Source organism: Acinetobacter parvus DSM 16617 = CIP 108168 (assembly GCF_000368025.1).
Lineage (GTDB): Bacteria > Pseudomonadota > Gammaproteobacteria > Pseudomonadales > Moraxellaceae > Acinetobacter > Acinetobacter parvus.
In genome coordinates this window covers 72,149-89,888 of record NZ_KB849210.1, presented here as the reverse complement: position 1 = coordinate 89,888, position 17,740 = coordinate 72,149, and the positions used below count along the sequence as shown (strand labels likewise).

Genomic DNA, 17,740 nt, shown 5'->3' with positions numbered 1-17,740 from the left:
ATAAAATTAGTGATTTATTTCGCCATCTTAAAGTTGGTCAAATTGAATGTCGTAAACGACGGATTTTGGTTGGTCGGGTGAAACTATATATAAGTGCACTACAGTTAGAAAATGGAGAGCTTTTACTCGTCGTTTCTCCTCAGTTTAATGCCAATGCTATTCAGGATTATGCATTACGCTGGGAAATTGAAACCTTATTCAGTTGTCTCAAAGGACGCGGGTTTAATCTTGAAAATACGCGCTTGACAGACCCTAGACGAGTGAAAAAATTGATTGCGGTGTTAGCTATAAGCTTCTGTTGGTGTTACTTAACGGGTGAATGGCAACATAATCAAAAAAAAGCGATAAAAATAAAGAAGCATGGACGACTCTCAATGAGTTTATTTCGCTATGGTTTAGACTATGTTCAAATGGCGATTCAGCATTTAATTGGTTTTGGGAAAAAAGAAGAGTTTAAGGAAATTTTGGCAATTTTAAGAAAGCAGAATCCTGATAGGATAAGGGTTCTGTGAAATTTGTCGTGTACAGAGTTGTTTTTCATAATTTATTTTAGAGCTATGGTTAGATTTTACTGTTTTTGTTGGAGTAGGTGACAATATTTCCAAGTCGATAAAAGTTGGTGATTGATTGGGCGGAAAGTTTGGAGTTCTATAACCTGCTAATGGGTCTCCATCATGTGTTATGTTCTGCTGATTCTCTTTTACAGGTTTTATCGGATATTCTGTGTATAGAAAGGTCACAAACATATCCATTGACCAATTTTGCATAACTGGGTCTTGATTTTTGAAATTAAATAGAGCCTCTCTTTTATATACAGGGTCTTTATTAATTAGATCAACTGTGTCTAGATCGAATTGTGATATAAAAAAATTAAGATGTTTATCGGAAAAAATATTGAGATATCTATCGGGAAAGTAAGTGCTGAGAATTTTTCCTTTAAACATTGGTGAAAGTGGATTTTCTACAATTTCTTCAATCTTTTCATTTTCCCCTGAATTTATTAATTCTATGAGTGCTGTTTTGACATTCTGAAATGCTTCTTGATGCGTAGTACCAAATTTTTTGACGAAACGGTATTTATCTGTTTTGTCTGATTCCACCTGACCATAATAAACACCGAATTTAAATGCGGTTGCACCAAGAGTTCTTCCTAGTCCGTCCAATTGCCTTTCAAGTCCATAACAAAAGTTGTTTATAAGGTTTGAATTATTCTTATGTGAATGGACACCTATAACATAGTCATCTATTTCCATCTTGAAAATTTTGTTACGGTTGAAATATTTTATAAACTTCGAGCGAAGTTGATATAGTTCCTTTCTAGAGTTGAGGATTTCTTCTTTTCTATTTTCATGTCGGACTTGTGCTTCTCGTAAATCATGTATATTCATTACTTAAATTTCCAATTTAACTTTATAATGTATTTTGGAGATTTATCTCCATTTTTAAAGCCGATACTGTTATTAACTTGGCACTAATTCTTCAAAAAGATCATTTAAATTATCATGGACTTTTAGATGAATCAGGTTCCAATAATGTCCTGAAATGGTACGGTTGACCATTAATGTATCTGGAGATGGCTTAAACACATCCCAGTATTTCAATGATTTTTTCACCAGACGCATGCCATCGTGATGGGATGAGTTTTCGGCAAAGTCATAATGTGTGTTCAATGGACGCAACAGCACCTCTATCCACTGCACGTACAGCTCACTTGGGAATTTCTGTTTTTCAGCAATTGAATGCAGTTCAACCAGTAAATCTTCAACCTGGGCAATATCCTCCTGACGTGCAGCATTGACCAGTGCCTTGAAGTGCTGAATCAGTTCTGGTGAAAGGGTTTTGACACTGCCATAGTCGTAGATGATGACACTGCCATCTTCCCGAAAAGCAAAATTGCCTGGATGTGGGTCACAATGGAAGCGTTTCAGGAAGAACATTTCCTGTCCGAGGGCACGGATCAGGCGGCGGCCAATCTGGTTGCGGGTTTCAACCGACCATGTGCTTGCGGTTTCAATGGATTCGCCCTGTTCCAGACTTAGCGTGAGTACCCTTCGCGAAGAATATTGTTTATACACGGTTGGAATAATTACTTGATCATCAAGCTGTTCATGGAAAGTCTTAAATACTTCCAGATTCTGCGCCTCAATTTCGTAGTTTAATTCTGCGGAAAGGCTATCCTGAATCTCTTGAAACAACTGATCCTGTAATTTTTTATCAATCTTTAAAACACCCATTAAACGCAGGGCAAGACGGACCTGCTTTAAGTCACTTTCACAGGCTTGGTCAACGCCAGGATATTGCACTTTCACCACAACCGCCTGACCATCAGGAAGTACTGCACGATGTACCTGACCAATTGAGGCTGCCGCAAAAGGCTCTGGCTCAAATGAGGTAAAAATCTCATTCAGTGGCTTACCCAGTTCTTTTTCGACCTGCTGCTTGATTTCAGCAAAAGGCATGGCTGGGGCTTGGCGTTGTAGTTTTGAGATCGCATTGGCGACTTCAGGTGGGAAAATGTCTTTGTATTGTGAGGCGATCTGTCCGACTTTCATCACTGCGCCTTTCATTTCTCCAAGTGTATCAGCAATCTGTAAACCGATTTCCTGAAAAAGCTGGCTACGCGCCGCATTTTTTTGTTCTTCATCTGCAGTCAGGTTACGAATGGAATTGGCAACGCTTTTGCTGGCGATGCTTGCAGTCATGCCCGCCAGTTTTAGAAAGCGTTTACTGGGAGAACTTGCATGCTTTGCCATGATGGTTGGACCTCTGTGATCTGATTTTAAGCGATACCTTGATCATAGGCGACAAAACTTAAATTGCCTAGATGAAAATGTTAAGTCGTGTAAGTCTTATGAATCAATCACTCCATCTTGTTGGGGTTTACTATCATGAGGGCAGTATCCACGCTAGCCTTATCATAGTAACTGAATAGGAGCTGTTGCTTATGGATTTGAGCTTGTCAGTTGCATTAAACGTTTATTATTCAAATATAAACGACCAATCAACAGGACACAGGCAATGGTTAAGCCAATGATCAGGCCCAGCCAAACACCCGCCACGCCCCAAATGGTATAGCGGGCCAAGTACAAGCCAATTGGAAAAGCCACCACCCAATACGCCATCAGGGTAATCCACATCGGAGCCTGTGTATCCTGCATGCCACGTAGACAGCCTGCCGCACTGACCTGCCAGCCATCCACCAATTGATATGCGATTGCGAACCAGAGCAGGTACATGGCAATCGGCATGATGTGTACATCATTGGTATAAATCGCCACGATATAGGGACGGGCCAAGGCAATCAGGGCCATGGTACAGGCGGCAAAGATGGTCGCACTGATCAACCCGACTTTTTGTACCTGACGCATGGCGAGCCAGTTTTTTTCGCCATAATACATGCCAACCCGAATGGTTAAGGCTATCGCTAACGATAGCGGAATCATAAACAGTTGTGACGTGACGGAAATGGCGATCTGGTGTGCTGCAATTGCATTTTCCCCTAATGGACTGAGGACAATTGCACCTGTACTAAAGATACTCACCTCAAAGAAAACCGCCAGACCAATCGGAAAGCCCAGTTTTAGAATACGTTTTGTCCAGCCTAGGTCCAGTTTTTCCCATTGGGTAAAGATCGGTGCCTGTTTGTAAGCCTGAGCTCTGGAAATATAGATGGCTAAAGTGATGAACATCAGCCATTGCAAGATGGCCGTGGCAAAGCCACAGCCTGCGCTTCCCAATGCTGGAATAGGACCAAATCCATACATGAAAACAAGGTTCAGGGGAATCAGCGCCAATAAGGCAAGTAGGCTAATTGCTGTAACAGGACGGGGATGTCCCAATGCCTCGGAATAACTGCGCAGGGCGGCGTACATCATTACTGCGGGCATGCCAAAACCAATGGCATGCAGGAACAGGCTGGCTTTGGGGAGTAAGCTTTCAGGCACACCAAACAGGGGTAAAAAGAACGGCATACCCTGTAAGATCAACATGGCAACCACTCCAAGAATTGCGGCAACCCATAAGGACTGGCGTGCAATGGTTGGGATTTTCTCAGGGGTTTTTGCGCCCCGTGCTTCCGCAACCAGTGGGGTGGTGGCAATCATGATGCCTGCAAACAGCAGCATAATTGGAATCCACAGGCCCACACCAATCGCGATTGCGGCAAGGTCGGCTGCGGATAAGTGGCCTGCCATAATCGTGTCAATCAAGCCTAAACCCGCTTGGGCGAACTGTGTAATCAGGATGGGTAACATCAGGTGAAACAGTTGCTTAAGTTCAAACCGTGCAGTGTGGGTGTGGGGCACAAAAAATACTCTTTAAAATTGTGAAAAATCAGCGTTGTAAAGTCAGTAAAACACCAAGGAAAATGACAATACCGCCCAGTAGGCGCTGCCAGTTGATAGGGGTTTTCTCTGTCCCTAACCAGCCAAAATGATCCAGTAACATGGAAATGACAAGCTGTCCGAAAATGACCAAACCCGTAAATGTTAAGAAGCCAAGTTTAGGTGCAGTATAGATGCTCGTACTAATTGCATAAACCCCAAGTATCCCACCCAGCCACAAGAACCACGGAATGTGTAAGAGTTCACTTAAACTTGGCTTTGCTGCGCCCTGGAAATAGACCATAACCGCAAGAATAATTGTACCAAACAAAAATGAAATAAAAGCGGCCTGTATGGGCGAATGTAAATATGTTTTAAGCTGGGTATTTATTGCAGTTTGAAAGGCCATTGCAATACCAATTCCCAAAGCGAGGGGAATGATAAAAAGTAACTGGCTTGAGAGTTTGATCATATTTATATCATTCATTATTCTTGGTAATTCTCATACATAACATAGATGATGAGCCGTTGATTAGTCGAGTCATGTTAAAATAATTAAGTTCTGTTATTGAGCTTATATTTTGAGTGCATTAAATCCAGCCCTTATTCCACTTTCACTATATATCCATATGCCTTGGTGTGTGCGAAAGTGCCCATACTGTGACTTTAACTCACATGCTGTACCTGATGGTCAATTGTCTACCGACCTGGAACAGCAGTATCTGGCGGCATTGGTGGCTGACTTTGAAACTCAGCTGGAAATGGCACAAGGGCGCTCTATCCATAGCGTTTTTATTGGGGGGGGGACACCATCGCTGATTTCTGCACAGGGCTACACATGGTTATTTGAACGGCTCAGGGCTCGTCTGGACTTTGAACCTGATTGCGAAATTACTTTGGAAGCCAACCCAGGAACGGTTGAGCATGATCCTTTTGCAGATTATCTTGCCGCGGGCATTAACCGATTGTCGATTGGTGTGCAAAGTTTTAATACGGAACATTTACAGCGTTTGGGAAGGATTCATTCTGCCGATAATGCGCTCAGTGCCATTCAGCAGGCGCGGCAGGCAGGCTTTGAGCGTGTTAATGTGGATTTAATGCATGGTTTACCGCAACAAACCCTTGAACAGGCTTTAACTGACCTCAAACTTGCGGTAGAGCAAGGCGCAACCCATATCAGTTGGTATCAGTTGACCATTGAGCCGAATACCGTTTTCTTCCGTACCCAACCTGTGCTTCCGCAGGATGAACTGTTGGAGCAGATACAGGAGCAGGGCGAAGCTTATTTAAAGGCACAGGGCTTTATCAATTATGAGGTTTCCGCATGGCGTAAAGAACAGGCATCAGCGCACAACCTGAACTATTGGCAGTTTGGCGATTATTTGGCAATCGGAGCGGGGGCACATGCTAAGGTCACCCGTCCAGATGGAATTTATCGTTTTCAGAAAACCCGTTTGCCTAGGGATTATTTAGCCAAGGTTCCTGCGGATCATCTCCAGATGAAAAAGATTGAAGCCGATGAATTGCCTTTTGAATTTATGATGAATGCATTGCGTTTAAATGATGGAGTTAATGCCGAACTTTATGGACAGTGTACAGGACTTGATCTAAATGACCTGAATAAAACATTGAACCAATTGCGTGAAAAGAATTTATTGATTAACGATTTAAACCGCATCTCATGTACTAAACAGGGGCATGTGTTTTTAAATTCGGTGTTGGAAAGTTTTTTATAATTTAGCTGCAAGATTGCTTTGAGCAAGAATGCTTAAAGTAATCTATTATTTGTTGTCATCTTTTAGAAAGATAGTCCGCACAAAATAAAAAACCTCATCATTTAAGATGAGGTTTTTTAGAATCTGGTGGGTCGCCCGCGATTCGAACGCGGGACCAACGGATTAAAAGTCCGCTGCTCTACCGACTGAGCTAGCGACCCAGATAATGATCAAAACTATAAAGTGGTGGGTCGTCCGCGACTCGAACGCGGGACCAACGGATTAAAAGTCCGCTGCTCTACCAACTGAGCTAACGACCCTGAGCGAGGATAAGTAAAGCAACGCTTTACCCGAGCGCAAGAGAAAATCTATGACTTTCTTTGGTCTTGGATCCTAAGCAATCAGAGGAAAGATAAATCTTTCAAACACTGCATCGTTTTGATGTTGCGTATTCTAGCAATTTATTCAGCTAACACAAGAGGAAATTGTAAATCATGCGAATGATTGTTTATAAAAAACACGATTTCCTCTCGTTTAGCTAAAAAATAAACTAAAAGCGGTACTGATAATTTTGAATATTGTTAAAGATTTCAGCATTTACATCGCAATAGGCTATTGCGCCTGGTAATAACACCAACAAACGTTCAGACGTTTTGGCTGGATTAAAGGCATCTTCTTTCAGCTTGTTTTTCTGATACTTAAATGTGCCTGTGGTTTCAACCTTGGCCTGAACGCGAAGGAATACTGGGATTGCGTATGATGGCAGGTATTTCTTGAATACGTTCACCATAGCGCTTAAATCAGCTTCATTCAGTTCTTCACCATCCACAAGCGTGATTGCAGCCATACCTGCACGGCCATTGGTATTTGGAATTTCCACGCCATAAACCACCGCTTCTGCGATCTTGTGGTATTCGCAAACCATGTTTTCAACTTCGGTGGTGGATACGTTTTCACCTTTCCATCGGAAAGTGTCGCCTAAACGGTCCACGAACTGTGCATGGCGGAAACCGATGTCACGAACCAGGTCACCTGTATTGAAGTATGAATCACCCTTGGTAAATACATCCTTAAGAATAACCGACTTGTTCTTTTCAGGATCGGTATAGCCATCAAACGGGGAACGACTGGTAATTTTGCCAATCAGCAGGCCCACTTCACCTGTCTTCACTTTCTTGCAGTGGCCTTTCTTGTCACGGACAAGCTCATTCTTTTCCTTGTCAAACTCAACAATGGCATAAGGGGTAGGAGAGAAGCCCACGGTATTGTCAAAGTTGAAGATGTTGCTAAAGCCAACATTGCCTTCACTTGATGCATAAAGTTCAAGAACCTCCTGCACACCAAAACGTTCCTTGAATTTGCCCCAGATGTTTGGACGCATACCGTTACCAATCATTTTGGTGACACGGTGGGCGCGATCAAGTTCCGTTGTCGGCGCATCAATGAGGTAACGGCAAAGCTCACCAACATAACCAATCGCAGATGCATTGAATTTTTGAACATCTTTCCAGAATGCACTGGTTGAATATTTACGACGTACCGCAAGTGTTGCACTACCCGCAATCACGCCACACCAGCACACCACCACACCTGTTGCATGGTAAAGTGGCAGGGTCACATACATCACGTCATCCTTGCCAAGATTAAGGATATGGCCGTATGTACCATAAGCTAGCGTCCAGCGGCTGTGGGTGAAAATAACCGCCTTAGGCAGACCTGTTGTACCAGAAGTATAGATATAGAACAGGCCATCCTTACCTGTCACTGTACGTGTGGTGGATGGATTGAATTTCGGGAATTGATCAATTTGCTGGGCAAGATTGACATAGTCTTTAGGTGCAGTACCAGCATGCTTGCGCGTTTCCTGGTCAGCAAACCAGTGGAAACGGTCTTGTGGCACTTTTAATTCTGGGCGAGCTTCATCAATCGCAGCACGGACTTCTTCACCTGCAATCACTGCAATTGGATTAACCAAATTAATGCTATGAGCAAGGACTTTACCGACTTGTGATGTGTTTACGAGTGCGATCGTGACACCAATTTTAGCTAAAGCAACAATCGTAGCAATCAGTTCAGGACGGTTTTCAACCATCACCGCAATAACATCACCCTTTTTTGCGCCAAGAGACAAATAGTAATGTGCAATCTGGTTTGCCCATTCATTTAGTGCTCGATAGCTATAGCTTTGATCTTCAAATAACAGTGCAATACCTTGTGGGTTACGCTTTACTGCTTTTTCAAATGCGATCCCTAAACCAGTTGGAGAGGCTGGTGTCCGCAAATATGCCTGTTTAAGACCACTGAGGATATGAGGTACTTTGGTAATGAAGTTCGGAAGTCGGGTTGCGACATCACCAATGGTAATAATATCGGTCTGCGTAGTTTGGCTCATATCAATCCTGTTTATTTTTTGATCAATCCAAGAAGTGGCTATTTTTTGGAACACTACCATTTAACATCTTTGCTGTTGATGCTGCTTTTAGTGGCGATTCCCTAGAGCAATCAACCTGAGCTGCGTCTAAAGCAGCGCAAGGGCCTAGCTCTCTTACAATATCTCAATGACGCTACATTTTACAGTAACAAAAAAGCCTAATCATCGAAATGATTAGGCTTTTGCTTATTGAGTGTAATTTAGCAAATTATTCATTGCCAACGATACTCTTTTTCGGTGGTCGTCCACGAGGGCGGCGAGGGCGGGTAGATTTCTCCTTTTCCGCTTTGGCAGCTTCATCTTCCACATCTGTTTCTTCAGTGCTTGCGACTGGTTCAGTGTTTTCAATAGTCTGCACTGCTTCAACTGCATCTGTAACCACCGCAGTTTCAGTCTCAACAGCAGCTTGCGCTGACTCAACTGCTTCAACAGGTGCTGTTTCTTCCACCACCACAGGCATTTCTTCATTTGTAAGTGCCAGTGCCTGTTGTTCAGGTGCTGCATCACCAACAGTGTTTTGCGCAACAACAGTCGCAATTGCTGTTTCCTGCACTTCTTGCGTGGTTTCAGTGCTTTCTACAGGGGCACCAGGCGCTATATTGGAAGCCAGATGCTCCTCTTTTGCTTGCTCAGCCGCAAGTTTTGCTAAACGACGACGTTCACGTGGATCGTTGGCAACACGCGAAGCGGATGCTTCTGGTGGTGTTAATGGCAATACAGGTGCTGGTTCAGCTTCTTCGGTTGGCTTCTGGCGTGGAAGTTCTACATCACGTGTAACAGGGCGCTTTTCCTCAGCAGCTGTTTCAACCACCAGGGTGCTGGCATATTGTTCAGCGAACTTCTGCAAGGCACGGTTGAATGTAGTCACCAAACCAAACTGCTCAATCAGGAATTTGCAGTCTTCACCATAAATATGACGAATCAGGCCACCCATGGTGTATTGTCCCAACGCTGGAATTTGCGATGGTGCAATTTTTGCTGCCATTTTTTGGCTGCTTTGCGCCCCACGCTGACGAGGGCGTGAACGTGGATCATTGCTTGCACGTTTCGCTGGTGCCTGGGTTGCCTCTTCAACTGGTGTTGTTTCAGCAGCAACCTGCTCTGCCTGAACAGGCGCAGTTGTTTCAGCAGCCCTCACAACCGCTTTTACTGGCTCGGCCTGTGGTGCTGGCGCAGTGGTCTGCTGTGGATTGAGCGCAACAATTTCACTTTGTCCCTGATCAATGTTGACGATCAATGCCGTATTCATTGGTTCAGTGCGAGGTGTATCAATCACATCAACTTTAAGCTGCTGTGGATTGGATGCAGCCTCAACTGCAACAGGCGTTTCGTTGAGAACACTTTGGTCACGGTGACGGTTCGGGCGGTTTGGACGCTGCTGGCTATGACGGTCACGACGTGGCAACGGTACAGAGGTATCATTTCCATGAACAGCATCATTTTGCTGTTGCTGGTTTTGTGATTCCTGCGGACGTTTTTGCTGGCGTTTCAGGTCACGTTGCTCTTGACGCTGTTCCTGACGTGACAGTTGAACAACTTCCTCATGCACCTGATTTTGTTGCTCATGGGCAAGTACATGCTGTTCACGTTGCTCTTTATGCTTACGTTTCTTTGGGTTTTGAGACTGATTTGGACGGTTCAGTTTTTCGTCTTTCTCAAACGCTTCGCGAGTTTCCTGCTTTACAGGTGTCTGGGAAATATAGACATTATTTGCTGTTGTTTCCGCAATTGCAGCTGTCTCAACCTGGCCGAATTGACCACGGCTCACAGCGCCATTATTGATCATCTGTTCAATAGCTGACGCCGCATTTTGTGCAGAGCGGGACTGATCAATGGTCTGAGCCTGTTTTTGAACAAACAGGTTCTCTAACCATGCGCAAGGGCTTGCTGCTTTTGACGCTGCTGCCTGTGCCTGTTTTGGCTGGGCAGTGCCTTGCTGTGTTATAGCCTTTTTCTGTGGCGCTGTCGCCTGCTGCTGTGCTGGAGCAGCATGACTGTGCTCAGCTTCTTCCAGATGCCATTCAGAAGACTCATAACCCAGTTGTTTTTCACTGTCACGGGTCGCTTCAGTGCGTTCATAGCTGGATGGCGCAAAGCCTGCTGGATTGTACTGGATTTCATAATGTGGCGTTTCCAAATGTGGATGCGGCAGAATGGTGACACGCACATTGGAGGTTTGTTCCAGATATACAAGGCTGTGACGCTTTTCATTCAACAGGAATGCAGCGATTTCCACAGGGACTTCTACCTGTACCTCGCCTTGACGTTCACGTAATGCAATTTCTTCCACTTTACGCATAATTGAAAGTGAAAGGGAGCGTAGGTCGCGTACCATGCCTGTGCCATGACAGCGTGGGCACACATAGCCCGTTGCTTCCTCAAGCGATGGGCGCAAACGCTGACGACTCATTTCCATCAGGCCAAAACGTGAAAGCTGGCCGAACTGGATACGTGCGCGGTCACTTTGAGTTGCTTCACGAAGTTTCGCCTCAACCATGCGCTGGTTGCGGTCCTTGGCCATGTCGATAAAGTCGATCACCACCAAACCACCAATATCGCGTAAACGAAGTTGACGCGCAATTTCCTCAGCCGCTTCAAGGTTGGTATTTAATGCGGTTTCTTCAACATCATGACCACGGGTTGATTTCGCCGAGTTAATATCGATGGAAACCAGCGCCTCGGTTTGGTCAATCACGATTGAACCGCCAGAAGGAAGTTTTACTTCACGTTCATAAGCAGTCTGGATTTGGCTTTCGATACCGAAATGAGCAAATAATGGCTCATTCTGGGTATAGGTTTTTAACTTGTCCAGCTGACGTGGCATCACAGCTTTAACGAAGTTGTAAGCTTCATTATAGGCCTGTTCGCTATCAATCAGGATTTCAGCAACGTCATCACGTAGATAGTCACGGATGGCGCGTGTCACCACACCCGCTTCCTGATGCACCAGCATTGGTGATGGACCAGAACTTGCCGTACCCTGAATTTGTGCCCAAAGGTCCAGCAAATGCTGTAGGTCAAGTTGCAGTTCTTCCTGTGAGCGACCGATACCCGCAGTACGAACAATGACGCTCATGCCACGAGGTAAATTTAAAGAAGATAGAATTTCTTTGAGTTCTTCGCGCACAGAACCTGAAATCTGACGGCTGATGCCACCACCTTTCGGATTGTTTGGCATCAGAACCAGATAACGGCCAGCCAGTGAAATGAAAGTTGAAAGCGCGGCACCCTTGTTGCCACGTTCCTCTTTTTCAACCTGGACCAATAATTCTGTGCCTTCGGTGATCAGTTCACGGATGTTGGAGGTTTGGCGTGGGTCCGCCTTGAAATACGAGTTTGCAATTTCCCGCATTGATAAAAAGCCCTGGCGCTGAGCGCCGTACTCGACAAAAACCGCTTCTAGAGACGGTTCAACACGAGTGACATGACCTTTATAGATGTTTGATTTTTTCTGTTCGCGAGTACGATTTTCCAGATCAAAATCGTAAAGACGACTACCAGTGATAAGTGCAACGCGAACCTCTTCAGCGTGGGTTGCATTAATCAGCATACGTTTCATGGGTGTGACACCTAATAGTGATACACACAAACAACTCGCTCGCTATTTTTGAGCAAACATCAAATTGGCGTGATCAAGACTCAGGAGCAGCTTTGATATGCGAAGCTCTGAAACCACTGACTGTAAATCCAGTTCTGGGTTCTGATACGGTTATTTCGATGTCGGCAATCCTGCTTCAATCCTGGGCACCGTGATATATCACTGGACCCTAAATGATCCAAGTTTCCTGTGCGCTTCACTGGCGGGTGAGCGGTGCATTGGATGTGATGACTTTCACTGTCATTAAGCATTAAGGCCGCCCCATTTGGACGTCCTGATACGGAATGATCATCGTATCTTCGCCTGGCAGTTCCAATGCATCAACGCTTTAGCCTGAATGCGGCATCAGGGAGCAAATTGTCTGATGTGGATCAGTTTACATTTAATAGCCAACAAACCTGTTGGCAACATATTTTTTCTGGACAAACCGCAGGGTATATTGAAATATCAATAAACCCTATGTGCAGATGCACAATTAAACGCAACAGTTTGTCATTTTGCCGATATAATAAGCCTTCGGCGTCGGCATAATTCTTTAGGACCTATCCGAGCTGTTGGTGAATATCTCATCGATTTAAAATTTTATCTAAATAAAATTTTTGATTTGATGCTCACTTACGGTGGTATCCGTGCGCTGAATATATCAAACCTTGCGGCATCTGCCTATGGGCTAAGTTTAGGTTTCTTGTGAAATAACTTAGCTAAATGATCATTTTTTAATCATATTTAGCAAATCTTGGATAAATCGAGCGTATGAATTCTACACAACAATGGCAAAGTGTCACTTGGTTTGACGTGGATGAGCATCAAGACGGGCAGCGAATAGACAACTTTTTATTTACCCGATTAAAAGGTGTTCCAAAAAGTCGAATCTATCGTTTGATTCGTGAAGGACAAGTACGTGTCAATAAAAAAAGAATAAAAGCAGAAACACGGTTGCAGATTGGTGACCAGATTCGTGTTGCACCGATTCGTTATGAGCAAAAAGATGAAACGGCTGCGCCTGTGAGTGATAGCGTTGCTCAAAGCTTATTGAGCCGTGTCGTCTATGAAGATGAAGGTTTATTGGTGGTCAATAAGCCTTCCGGTATTGCAGTACATGGCGGTAGTGGTGTCGCATATGGCTTGATTGAGGCTTTACGTGCGGCGACAGGAAAAAAATATTTAGAACTGATTCATCGGATTGACCGAGACACTTCTGGCTTGGTGATGATCAGTAAAAAGCGTAGCACCTTAAAATTGCTACAAGACCTACTGCGTGAGCATAAAATTCAAAAAACCTATGCGGCGATTGTCAAAGGACAGGTCAGCTTGGATAAGCAGTTGATTGACGCACCTTTATTGCGTTATGAACTGGCTAATGGTGAACGCCGTGTGCGTGTCACCAAAGAAGGTAAGCCCAGTAAAACAGAATGGAAGGTGGCTGAGCGTTTTAAAACAGCAACTCTGGTGCATGCTTCGCCTTTGTCAGGTCGTACCCATCAAATTCGTGTACATGGTTTAAGTATTGGTCATCCACTGATTGGTGATGATAAATATGGGCACAATACAGCGTATTCAGGGCCTGAAGCGCGACGTTTGTGTTTACATGCCATGCGTTTAGAGATTCCAAATTATCCAACCATTGAAGCACCCATGCCTGAAGATATGCAGCAGTTAATTGATGAGTTGAGAAAGCAATCATGAATCAAATTGAGAACATCATCATGCGTCAAAATGTGGAGTTGGTGATTTTTGATTGGGATGGAACCTTATTTGATTCTGTTGGGCAAATTGTGGCAAGTTTGCAGCATGCTGCACAACAATTTGAACAGCCGCTGAGCAATGACGCTGCGAAAAGTATTATTGGTTTGGGTTTGCCTGAGGTCATGCAAATCTTATTTCCACAAGTGCCTCATTTACAGCAGGATATTTTGCAATGTTATGCGGATCATTATGTGGCGAACTCGAAGGGTGATGTCTGGTTTAATGGGGTTGCTGAACTACTCGCAGATTTAAAGCAACAAGGTTTAAAACTTGCTGTTGCGACGGGCAAAAGCCGTAAAGGCTTGGATCGGGTGCTTGGACAAACCAATAGCCATGACATTTTTGATATTACCCGTGCGGCGAGTGAAACAAGATCGAAACCAGATCCATTGATGTTAAAAGAAATCATTTCAGAGATGGATGTGGCTGTGGATCGCGCCATTATGGTGGGAGATACCAGTTATGATCTTGAGATGGCACAAAATCTGAATATGCCAAGAATCGGCGTCAGTTATGGCGTGCATAGTGTTGAAACGTTACAACGTTATCAACCGCTTACGATTGCGGATAATGTGCAACAATTGCATGATTATTTGCAAGGGATGATACAATCGACGGCACTCTCAGAGAGTTAAGTGGTTTAAGCATTACACTAAGGTGGGGGAGTATGCTCTCCCATCAGACAATAATAACAAAGCAATAGGGAAACCATGAGTCGCTCAATTCGTTTGCTCAATCTTTTGCAATTATTAAGAGAATATCGATATCCAGTAACAGCAAAGGTACTGGCGGAACGTTTACGGATCAGTCAGCGTAGTGTTTATCGTGATATTGAGAGTTTGCGAGAGCAAGGGGTAAATATTGATGCTGCTGCGGGTCTAGGTTTTCAACTGAAAGAAAACTTCTTACTTCCACCGATGACATTAAATGAAACCGAAATTGAAGCTATTTTCTTGGCATTAAACTGGTTAAGTGAGATTCCTGATCAAGCCCTAAAATCAGCATCAACTTCTGTATTGGCAAAACTGAATGCGGTGCTACCTACGAATTGTCAGCATCTACTACAACAAACCACGCTAAGATCAATTCAAACATGGTTGCCTGTAGATGAGCAGTTAGTCGAGCAGGTTCGAATTGCGATTCGTCAACAAGTCAAAATCATGGTTGATTATGCCGATGAGCAGCAACGAGTCAGTTCAAGAGTATTGTGGCCATTTGCATTAGGATATTTTAATGATCGTATCGTTTTAGCAGCATGGTGTGAACTGCGTAATGGCTTTCGACATTTCAGAATAGATCGCATACAGCAATTGAGTTTAAGCCAAGAGTTATATCCTCATTTTAAACAACAACTTTTCCAACAATGGTGGATACAAGAAGTTTGCCATTCGACTACTGACAAAAACTGACAATCACAAGTATTAAATTTAAATAAGACCAAATAAACAAGGAAATATCAAAATGGCTCTAAAACTATATACAAATTCTTTTTCACGTGGTGTTGTTGTCGATTGGTTGTTAATCGAACTGGGTATTGAATGTGAACGCATTGAAGTTGCTTTTGATACGGAAATGAAAACACCTGAATATTTAAAAATGAATCCTTTTGGGAAAGTACCTGTTCTGGTTGATGATGATGTGGTGATCTATGAGTTGGGGGCTATTTGCGCTTATTTGACCGATAAGTTTGCAGAGAAAGGCTTAGCGCCAGCGTTAAATGATCCGCAACGTGGTGTTTATTATCGTTGGTTATTCTTCATTTCTGGACCGTGGGATGCTGCATCGACCAATAAAATGCTCGGTATAACAATAAAACCAGAACAGAAGATGTTTGTTGGATATGGTGACGATCAAGATGTTTATACTGCTTTTGTGCAAGGCTTAAGTGCAGCGGATCCATATTTATGTGGGGCTCAGTTTACTGCGGCGGATGTGATGGTCGCCGCGATGTTATTTTGGCAGTTAAAAATGAATGAAATAGAACCTCATCCTGCAATAGAACGTTATTTAGAAAATGTCAGCCAACGACCAAGTTATCAACAGTTCGCTGCATTTTTTAGTAACGTATAAAAAATAGATTTCTTTCATCAATTCCCTTGTGAAACTTCAAACGTTCCTCATGCCCCTATGGGAGAAATATAAAGAGGCTAAATAGTGATGAAACAGTTCTAATAAACGAAAGCAGAAAACAGTCGTATTAATCGGCTGTTTTTTTATTCATTTTAGGTTTTGGAAAAAATGGATTACGTCAGCTTACATAAATTAAGTAAACAATGAGGATCAGCAATAAAATTATATTGACTCGACTAGAGAAAATCAGCATAACTAAGAACCTTATGTGAGGATTGAAGTCGATGATTTGGATGAAATAAAATCCTTTAAAAATTATACAATCTATTGATTTGATAAAATTTAGATTGAAAGACTTCTTATCATTTAATACATATTCGCTGATGCCTCATGCGATTGGATTCCACCAAAGAAGACGTACATGAAAGATAAGCCGACATTAACCTATCAATTGCCGACACAATCTTGCTTGAGCCACACTTGGGAGAAACCTCCATTTCCACACGAGGCTTCTGAGCATTCTGGTATTGATCGTTTTTATAATCTAGAAAGACCTTTAGCATCGTTGGGTCGTAAAGCTTTATTTAAATGGCTTGCGACGCGTAAGTCTTTTACATGGCGTGTTGATCCTGCGCAAGAATTGAATCTGCGTAATCAGATGTTGGAATTGCCACAAAACCGTCCGCATGCAGATCTCAATGATTGGCAAATGTGGTTTATTGGTCATGCTACTGTTTTGATTCAAATCGGCCCTTATAATTTTTTGACCGATCCTGTTTGGTGTGAATATGCCAGCCCAAGACAAGGGCGAGGGCCGCAGCGTGTGTGTACCGCAGGCATAGCTTTAGAGCATTTGCCAACTATTCATGGGGTTTTGCTGAGTCATAATCATTATGATCACATGGATTTAGCAACTCTGGATTGGTTACATCAGAAGTTTGAAATGCCAATTTATACGGGTTTGGGCAATGGCTATTACATGCCGAAATACTTTCATGTCATTGAAATGGACTGGTGGCAGGAGATACCGTTTCATGATGAATTAAAGATCGCTTATACCCCTGCGCAGCATGCTTCTGGACGAGGATTTAGAGATCAAAATCGGGCGTTGTGGGGTGGCTTTTCACTTTTAGCTAAAACGGGGCATTGTTTCTTTGCTGGTGATTCTGGCTATGGGGGACACTTCAAACAAATTCATGAACGTTATGGTGATGCAAGAGTTGCATTATTGCCTATCGGTGCATATGAACCGCGTAAATTGATGCATTATGTGCATATGAATCCACAGGATGCATTCCACGCTCATTTAGATCTCCATGCCCACCGTTCTTTGGCGATTCATTATCGAACTTTTCAGTTGACGGATGAAGACCGTGATACGCCAGAAAATGAATTGATGCATGCAATGAAATCATCTTCAAGATTGATTAGTCCTTTTTATTGTATTCGTGAAGGGCATTTCATACGTGCTTAAAACTTAATTAAGCTAAATCTTGATTTGTTATTTTTAAATATGAGAAAACTATGGTCCTAGACGCTGTACATCCTGAAAACTATGCAGAACTACTAGCCGTTTGGGAGGATTCTGTTCGAGCAACACATGATTTTATTAGTGAAGATGATATTGCCTTTTTTAAGCCAATCATTATGGAACAGCTCTGTACACGACAAATTTCACAGAACCCTTATCCTATCAGGATTCTGCTTTCTTAAAATTGCCAAAATTTCCTTAAACTCTTCTTTTTTCCCAAAACCAATTAAATGCTGAATCGCCATTTGAACATAGTCTAAACCATAGCGAAATAAACTCATTGAGAGTCGTCCATGCTTCTTTATTTTTATCGCTTTTTTTTGATTA

Annotated in this window: 12 protein-coding genes, 2 tRNA genes and 3 pseudogenes; 8 read left to right on the top strand and 9 right to left on the bottom strand. The window is 43.2% G+C overall.

The features are described 5' to 3' along the window. Positions 1–512: pseudogene (locus F988_RS01115) on the top strand (IS4-like element ISAba1 family transposase); the annotation flags it as partial. Here the strand turns inward: F988_RS01115 and F988_RS01110 are convergent. The 4 genes from F988_RS01110 to F988_RS01095 form a co-directional block, all read right to left on the bottom strand. Next, positions 474–1,388, bottom strand: a complete 915-nt coding sequence (locus F988_RS01110) for a hypothetical protein (RefSeq protein ID WP_004680620.1) — start codon at positions 1,386–1,388, stop codon at positions 474–476. The pseudogene F988_RS01115 and the gene F988_RS01110 overlap by 39 nt on opposite strands. Positions 1,389–1,460: 72 nt before the next feature. Continuing rightward, complete coding sequence (locus F988_RS01105; protein WP_004680619.1) at positions 1,461–2,753, bottom strand: ABC1 kinase family protein; 1,293 nt, start codon at positions 2,751–2,753, stop codon at positions 1,461–1,463. A 189-nt stretch (positions 2,754–2,942) separates the two neighbouring features. Next, entirely contained in the window at positions 2,943–4,304 is a 1,362-nt protein-coding gene (locus F988_RS01100; RefSeq protein WP_004680617.1) for an MATE family efflux transporter, read from the bottom strand. 28 nt (positions 4,305–4,332) lie between these two features. Further along, a complete protein-coding gene (locus tag F988_RS01095; RefSeq protein ID WP_004674497.1) occupies positions 4,333–4,794 on the bottom strand; it encodes a DMT family transporter in 462 nt (153 codons plus the stop codon). Between the two features lie 109 nt (positions 4,795–4,903). On the opposite strand from F988_RS01095, the gene hemW reads away from it, so the two are divergent. Next, positions 4,904–6,058: a radical SAM family heme chaperone HemW gene (gene hemW / locus F988_RS01090; RefSeq protein WP_004680613.1), complete on the top strand. Its 1,155-nt coding sequence runs from the start codon at positions 4,904–4,906 to the stop codon at positions 6,056–6,058. A gap of 124 nt (positions 6,059–6,182) precedes the next feature. On the opposite strand, the gene F988_RS01085 is transcribed toward hemW, so the two are convergent. From F988_RS01085 to F988_RS01070, 4 genes are all read right to left on the bottom strand, one after another. After that, positions 6,183–6,258: transfer RNA gene (locus F988_RS01085), tRNA-Lys, on the bottom strand. 23 nt (positions 6,259–6,281) lie between these two features. Next, positions 6,282–6,357, bottom strand: a tRNA-Lys gene (locus F988_RS01080). A 230-nt stretch (positions 6,358–6,587) separates the two neighbouring features. Then, positions 6,588–8,429 (bottom strand): long-chain-acyl-CoA synthetase, encoded by a 1,842-nt coding sequence (locus F988_RS01075; RefSeq protein WP_004680611.1) that lies wholly within the window; start codon positions 8,427–8,429, stop codon positions 6,588–6,590. Between the two features lie 247 nt (positions 8,430–8,676). After that, on the bottom strand, positions 8,677–12,027 hold the full coding sequence (locus F988_RS01070) for an Rne/Rng family ribonuclease (protein ID WP_004680609.1): 3,351 nt from the start codon (positions 12,025–12,027) through the stop codon (positions 8,677–8,679). A gap of 354 nt (positions 12,028–12,381) precedes the next feature. Here F988_RS01070 and F988_RS15645 point away from each other — a divergent pair. From F988_RS15645 to F988_RS01045, 6 genes and pseudogenes are all read left to right on the top strand, one after another. After that, positions 12,382–12,757, top strand: a pseudogene (locus F988_RS15645) (hypothetical protein). Positions 12,758–12,819: 62 nt separating this feature from the next. After that, positions 12,820–13,752: an RluA family pseudouridine synthase gene (locus tag F988_RS01065; RefSeq protein WP_004637773.1), complete on the top strand. Its 933-nt coding sequence runs from the start codon at positions 12,820–12,822 to the stop codon at positions 13,750–13,752. Positions 13,753–13,772: 20 nt separating this feature from the next. Further along, a complete protein-coding gene (locus tag F988_RS01060) occupies positions 13,773–14,447 on the top strand; it encodes an HAD-IA family hydrolase (protein ID WP_026040077.1) in 675 nt (224 codons plus the stop codon). A gap of 75 nt (positions 14,448–14,522) precedes the next feature. Further along, complete coding sequence (locus F988_RS01055) at positions 14,523–15,221, top strand: helix-turn-helix transcriptional regulator (RefSeq protein ID WP_004680604.1); 699 nt, start codon at positions 14,523–14,525, stop codon at positions 15,219–15,221. 52 nt (positions 15,222–15,273) lie between these two features. Next, positions 15,274–15,882 (top strand): glutathione S-transferase family protein, encoded by a 609-nt coding sequence (locus F988_RS01050; protein WP_004680602.1) that lies wholly within the window; start codon positions 15,274–15,276, stop codon positions 15,880–15,882. Positions 15,883–16,303: 421 nt separating this feature from the next. After that, a complete protein-coding gene (locus tag F988_RS01045) occupies positions 16,304–17,356 on the top strand; it encodes an MBL fold metallo-hydrolase (protein WP_004680601.1) in 1,053 nt (350 codons plus the stop codon). 200 nt (positions 17,357–17,556) lie between these two features. On the opposite strand, the pseudogene F988_RS14215 reads toward F988_RS01045, so the two are convergent. Next, positions 17,557–17,740: pseudogene (locus tag F988_RS14215) on the bottom strand (IS4-like element ISAba33 family transposase); the annotation flags it as partial.

Bases quoted from the DNA above. Each gene is read 5' to 3' on its own strand.
- F988_RS01075 (WP_004680611.1), bottom strand. From the start codon at position 8,429: ATGAGCCAAACTACGCAGACCGATATTATTACCATTGGTGATGTCGCA.
- F988_RS01070 (WP_004680609.1), bottom strand. From the start codon at position 12,027: ATGAAACGTATGCTGATTAATGCAACCCACGCTGAAGAGGTTCGCGTT.
- F988_RS01055 (WP_004680604.1), top strand. From the start codon at position 14,523: ATGAGTCGCTCAATTCGTTTGCTCAATCTTTTGCAATTATTAAGAGAA.
- F988_RS01105 (WP_004680619.1), bottom strand. From the start codon at position 2,753: ATGGCAAAGCATGCAAGTTCTCCCAGTAAACGCTTTCTAAAACTGGCG.
- F988_RS01095 (WP_004674497.1), bottom strand. From the start codon at position 4,794: ATGATCAAACTCTCAAGCCAGTTACTTTTTATCATTCCCCTCGCTTTG.
- F988_RS01060 (WP_026040077.1), top strand. From the start codon at position 13,773: ATGCGTCAAAATGTGGAGTTGGTGATTTTTGATTGGGATGGAACCTTA.
- F988_RS01110 (WP_004680620.1), bottom strand. From the start codon at position 1,388: ATGAATATACATGATTTACGAGAAGCACAAGTCCGACATGAAAATAGA.
- F988_RS01065 (WP_004637773.1), top strand. From the start codon at position 12,820: ATGAATTCTACACAACAATGGCAAAGTGTCACTTGGTTTGACGTGGAT.
- F988_RS01045 (WP_004680601.1), top strand. From the start codon at position 16,304: ATGAAAGATAAGCCGACATTAACCTATCAATTGCCGACACAATCTTGC.
- F988_RS01050 (WP_004680602.1), top strand. From the start codon at position 15,274: ATGGCTCTAAAACTATATACAAATTCTTTTTCACGTGGTGTTGTTGTC.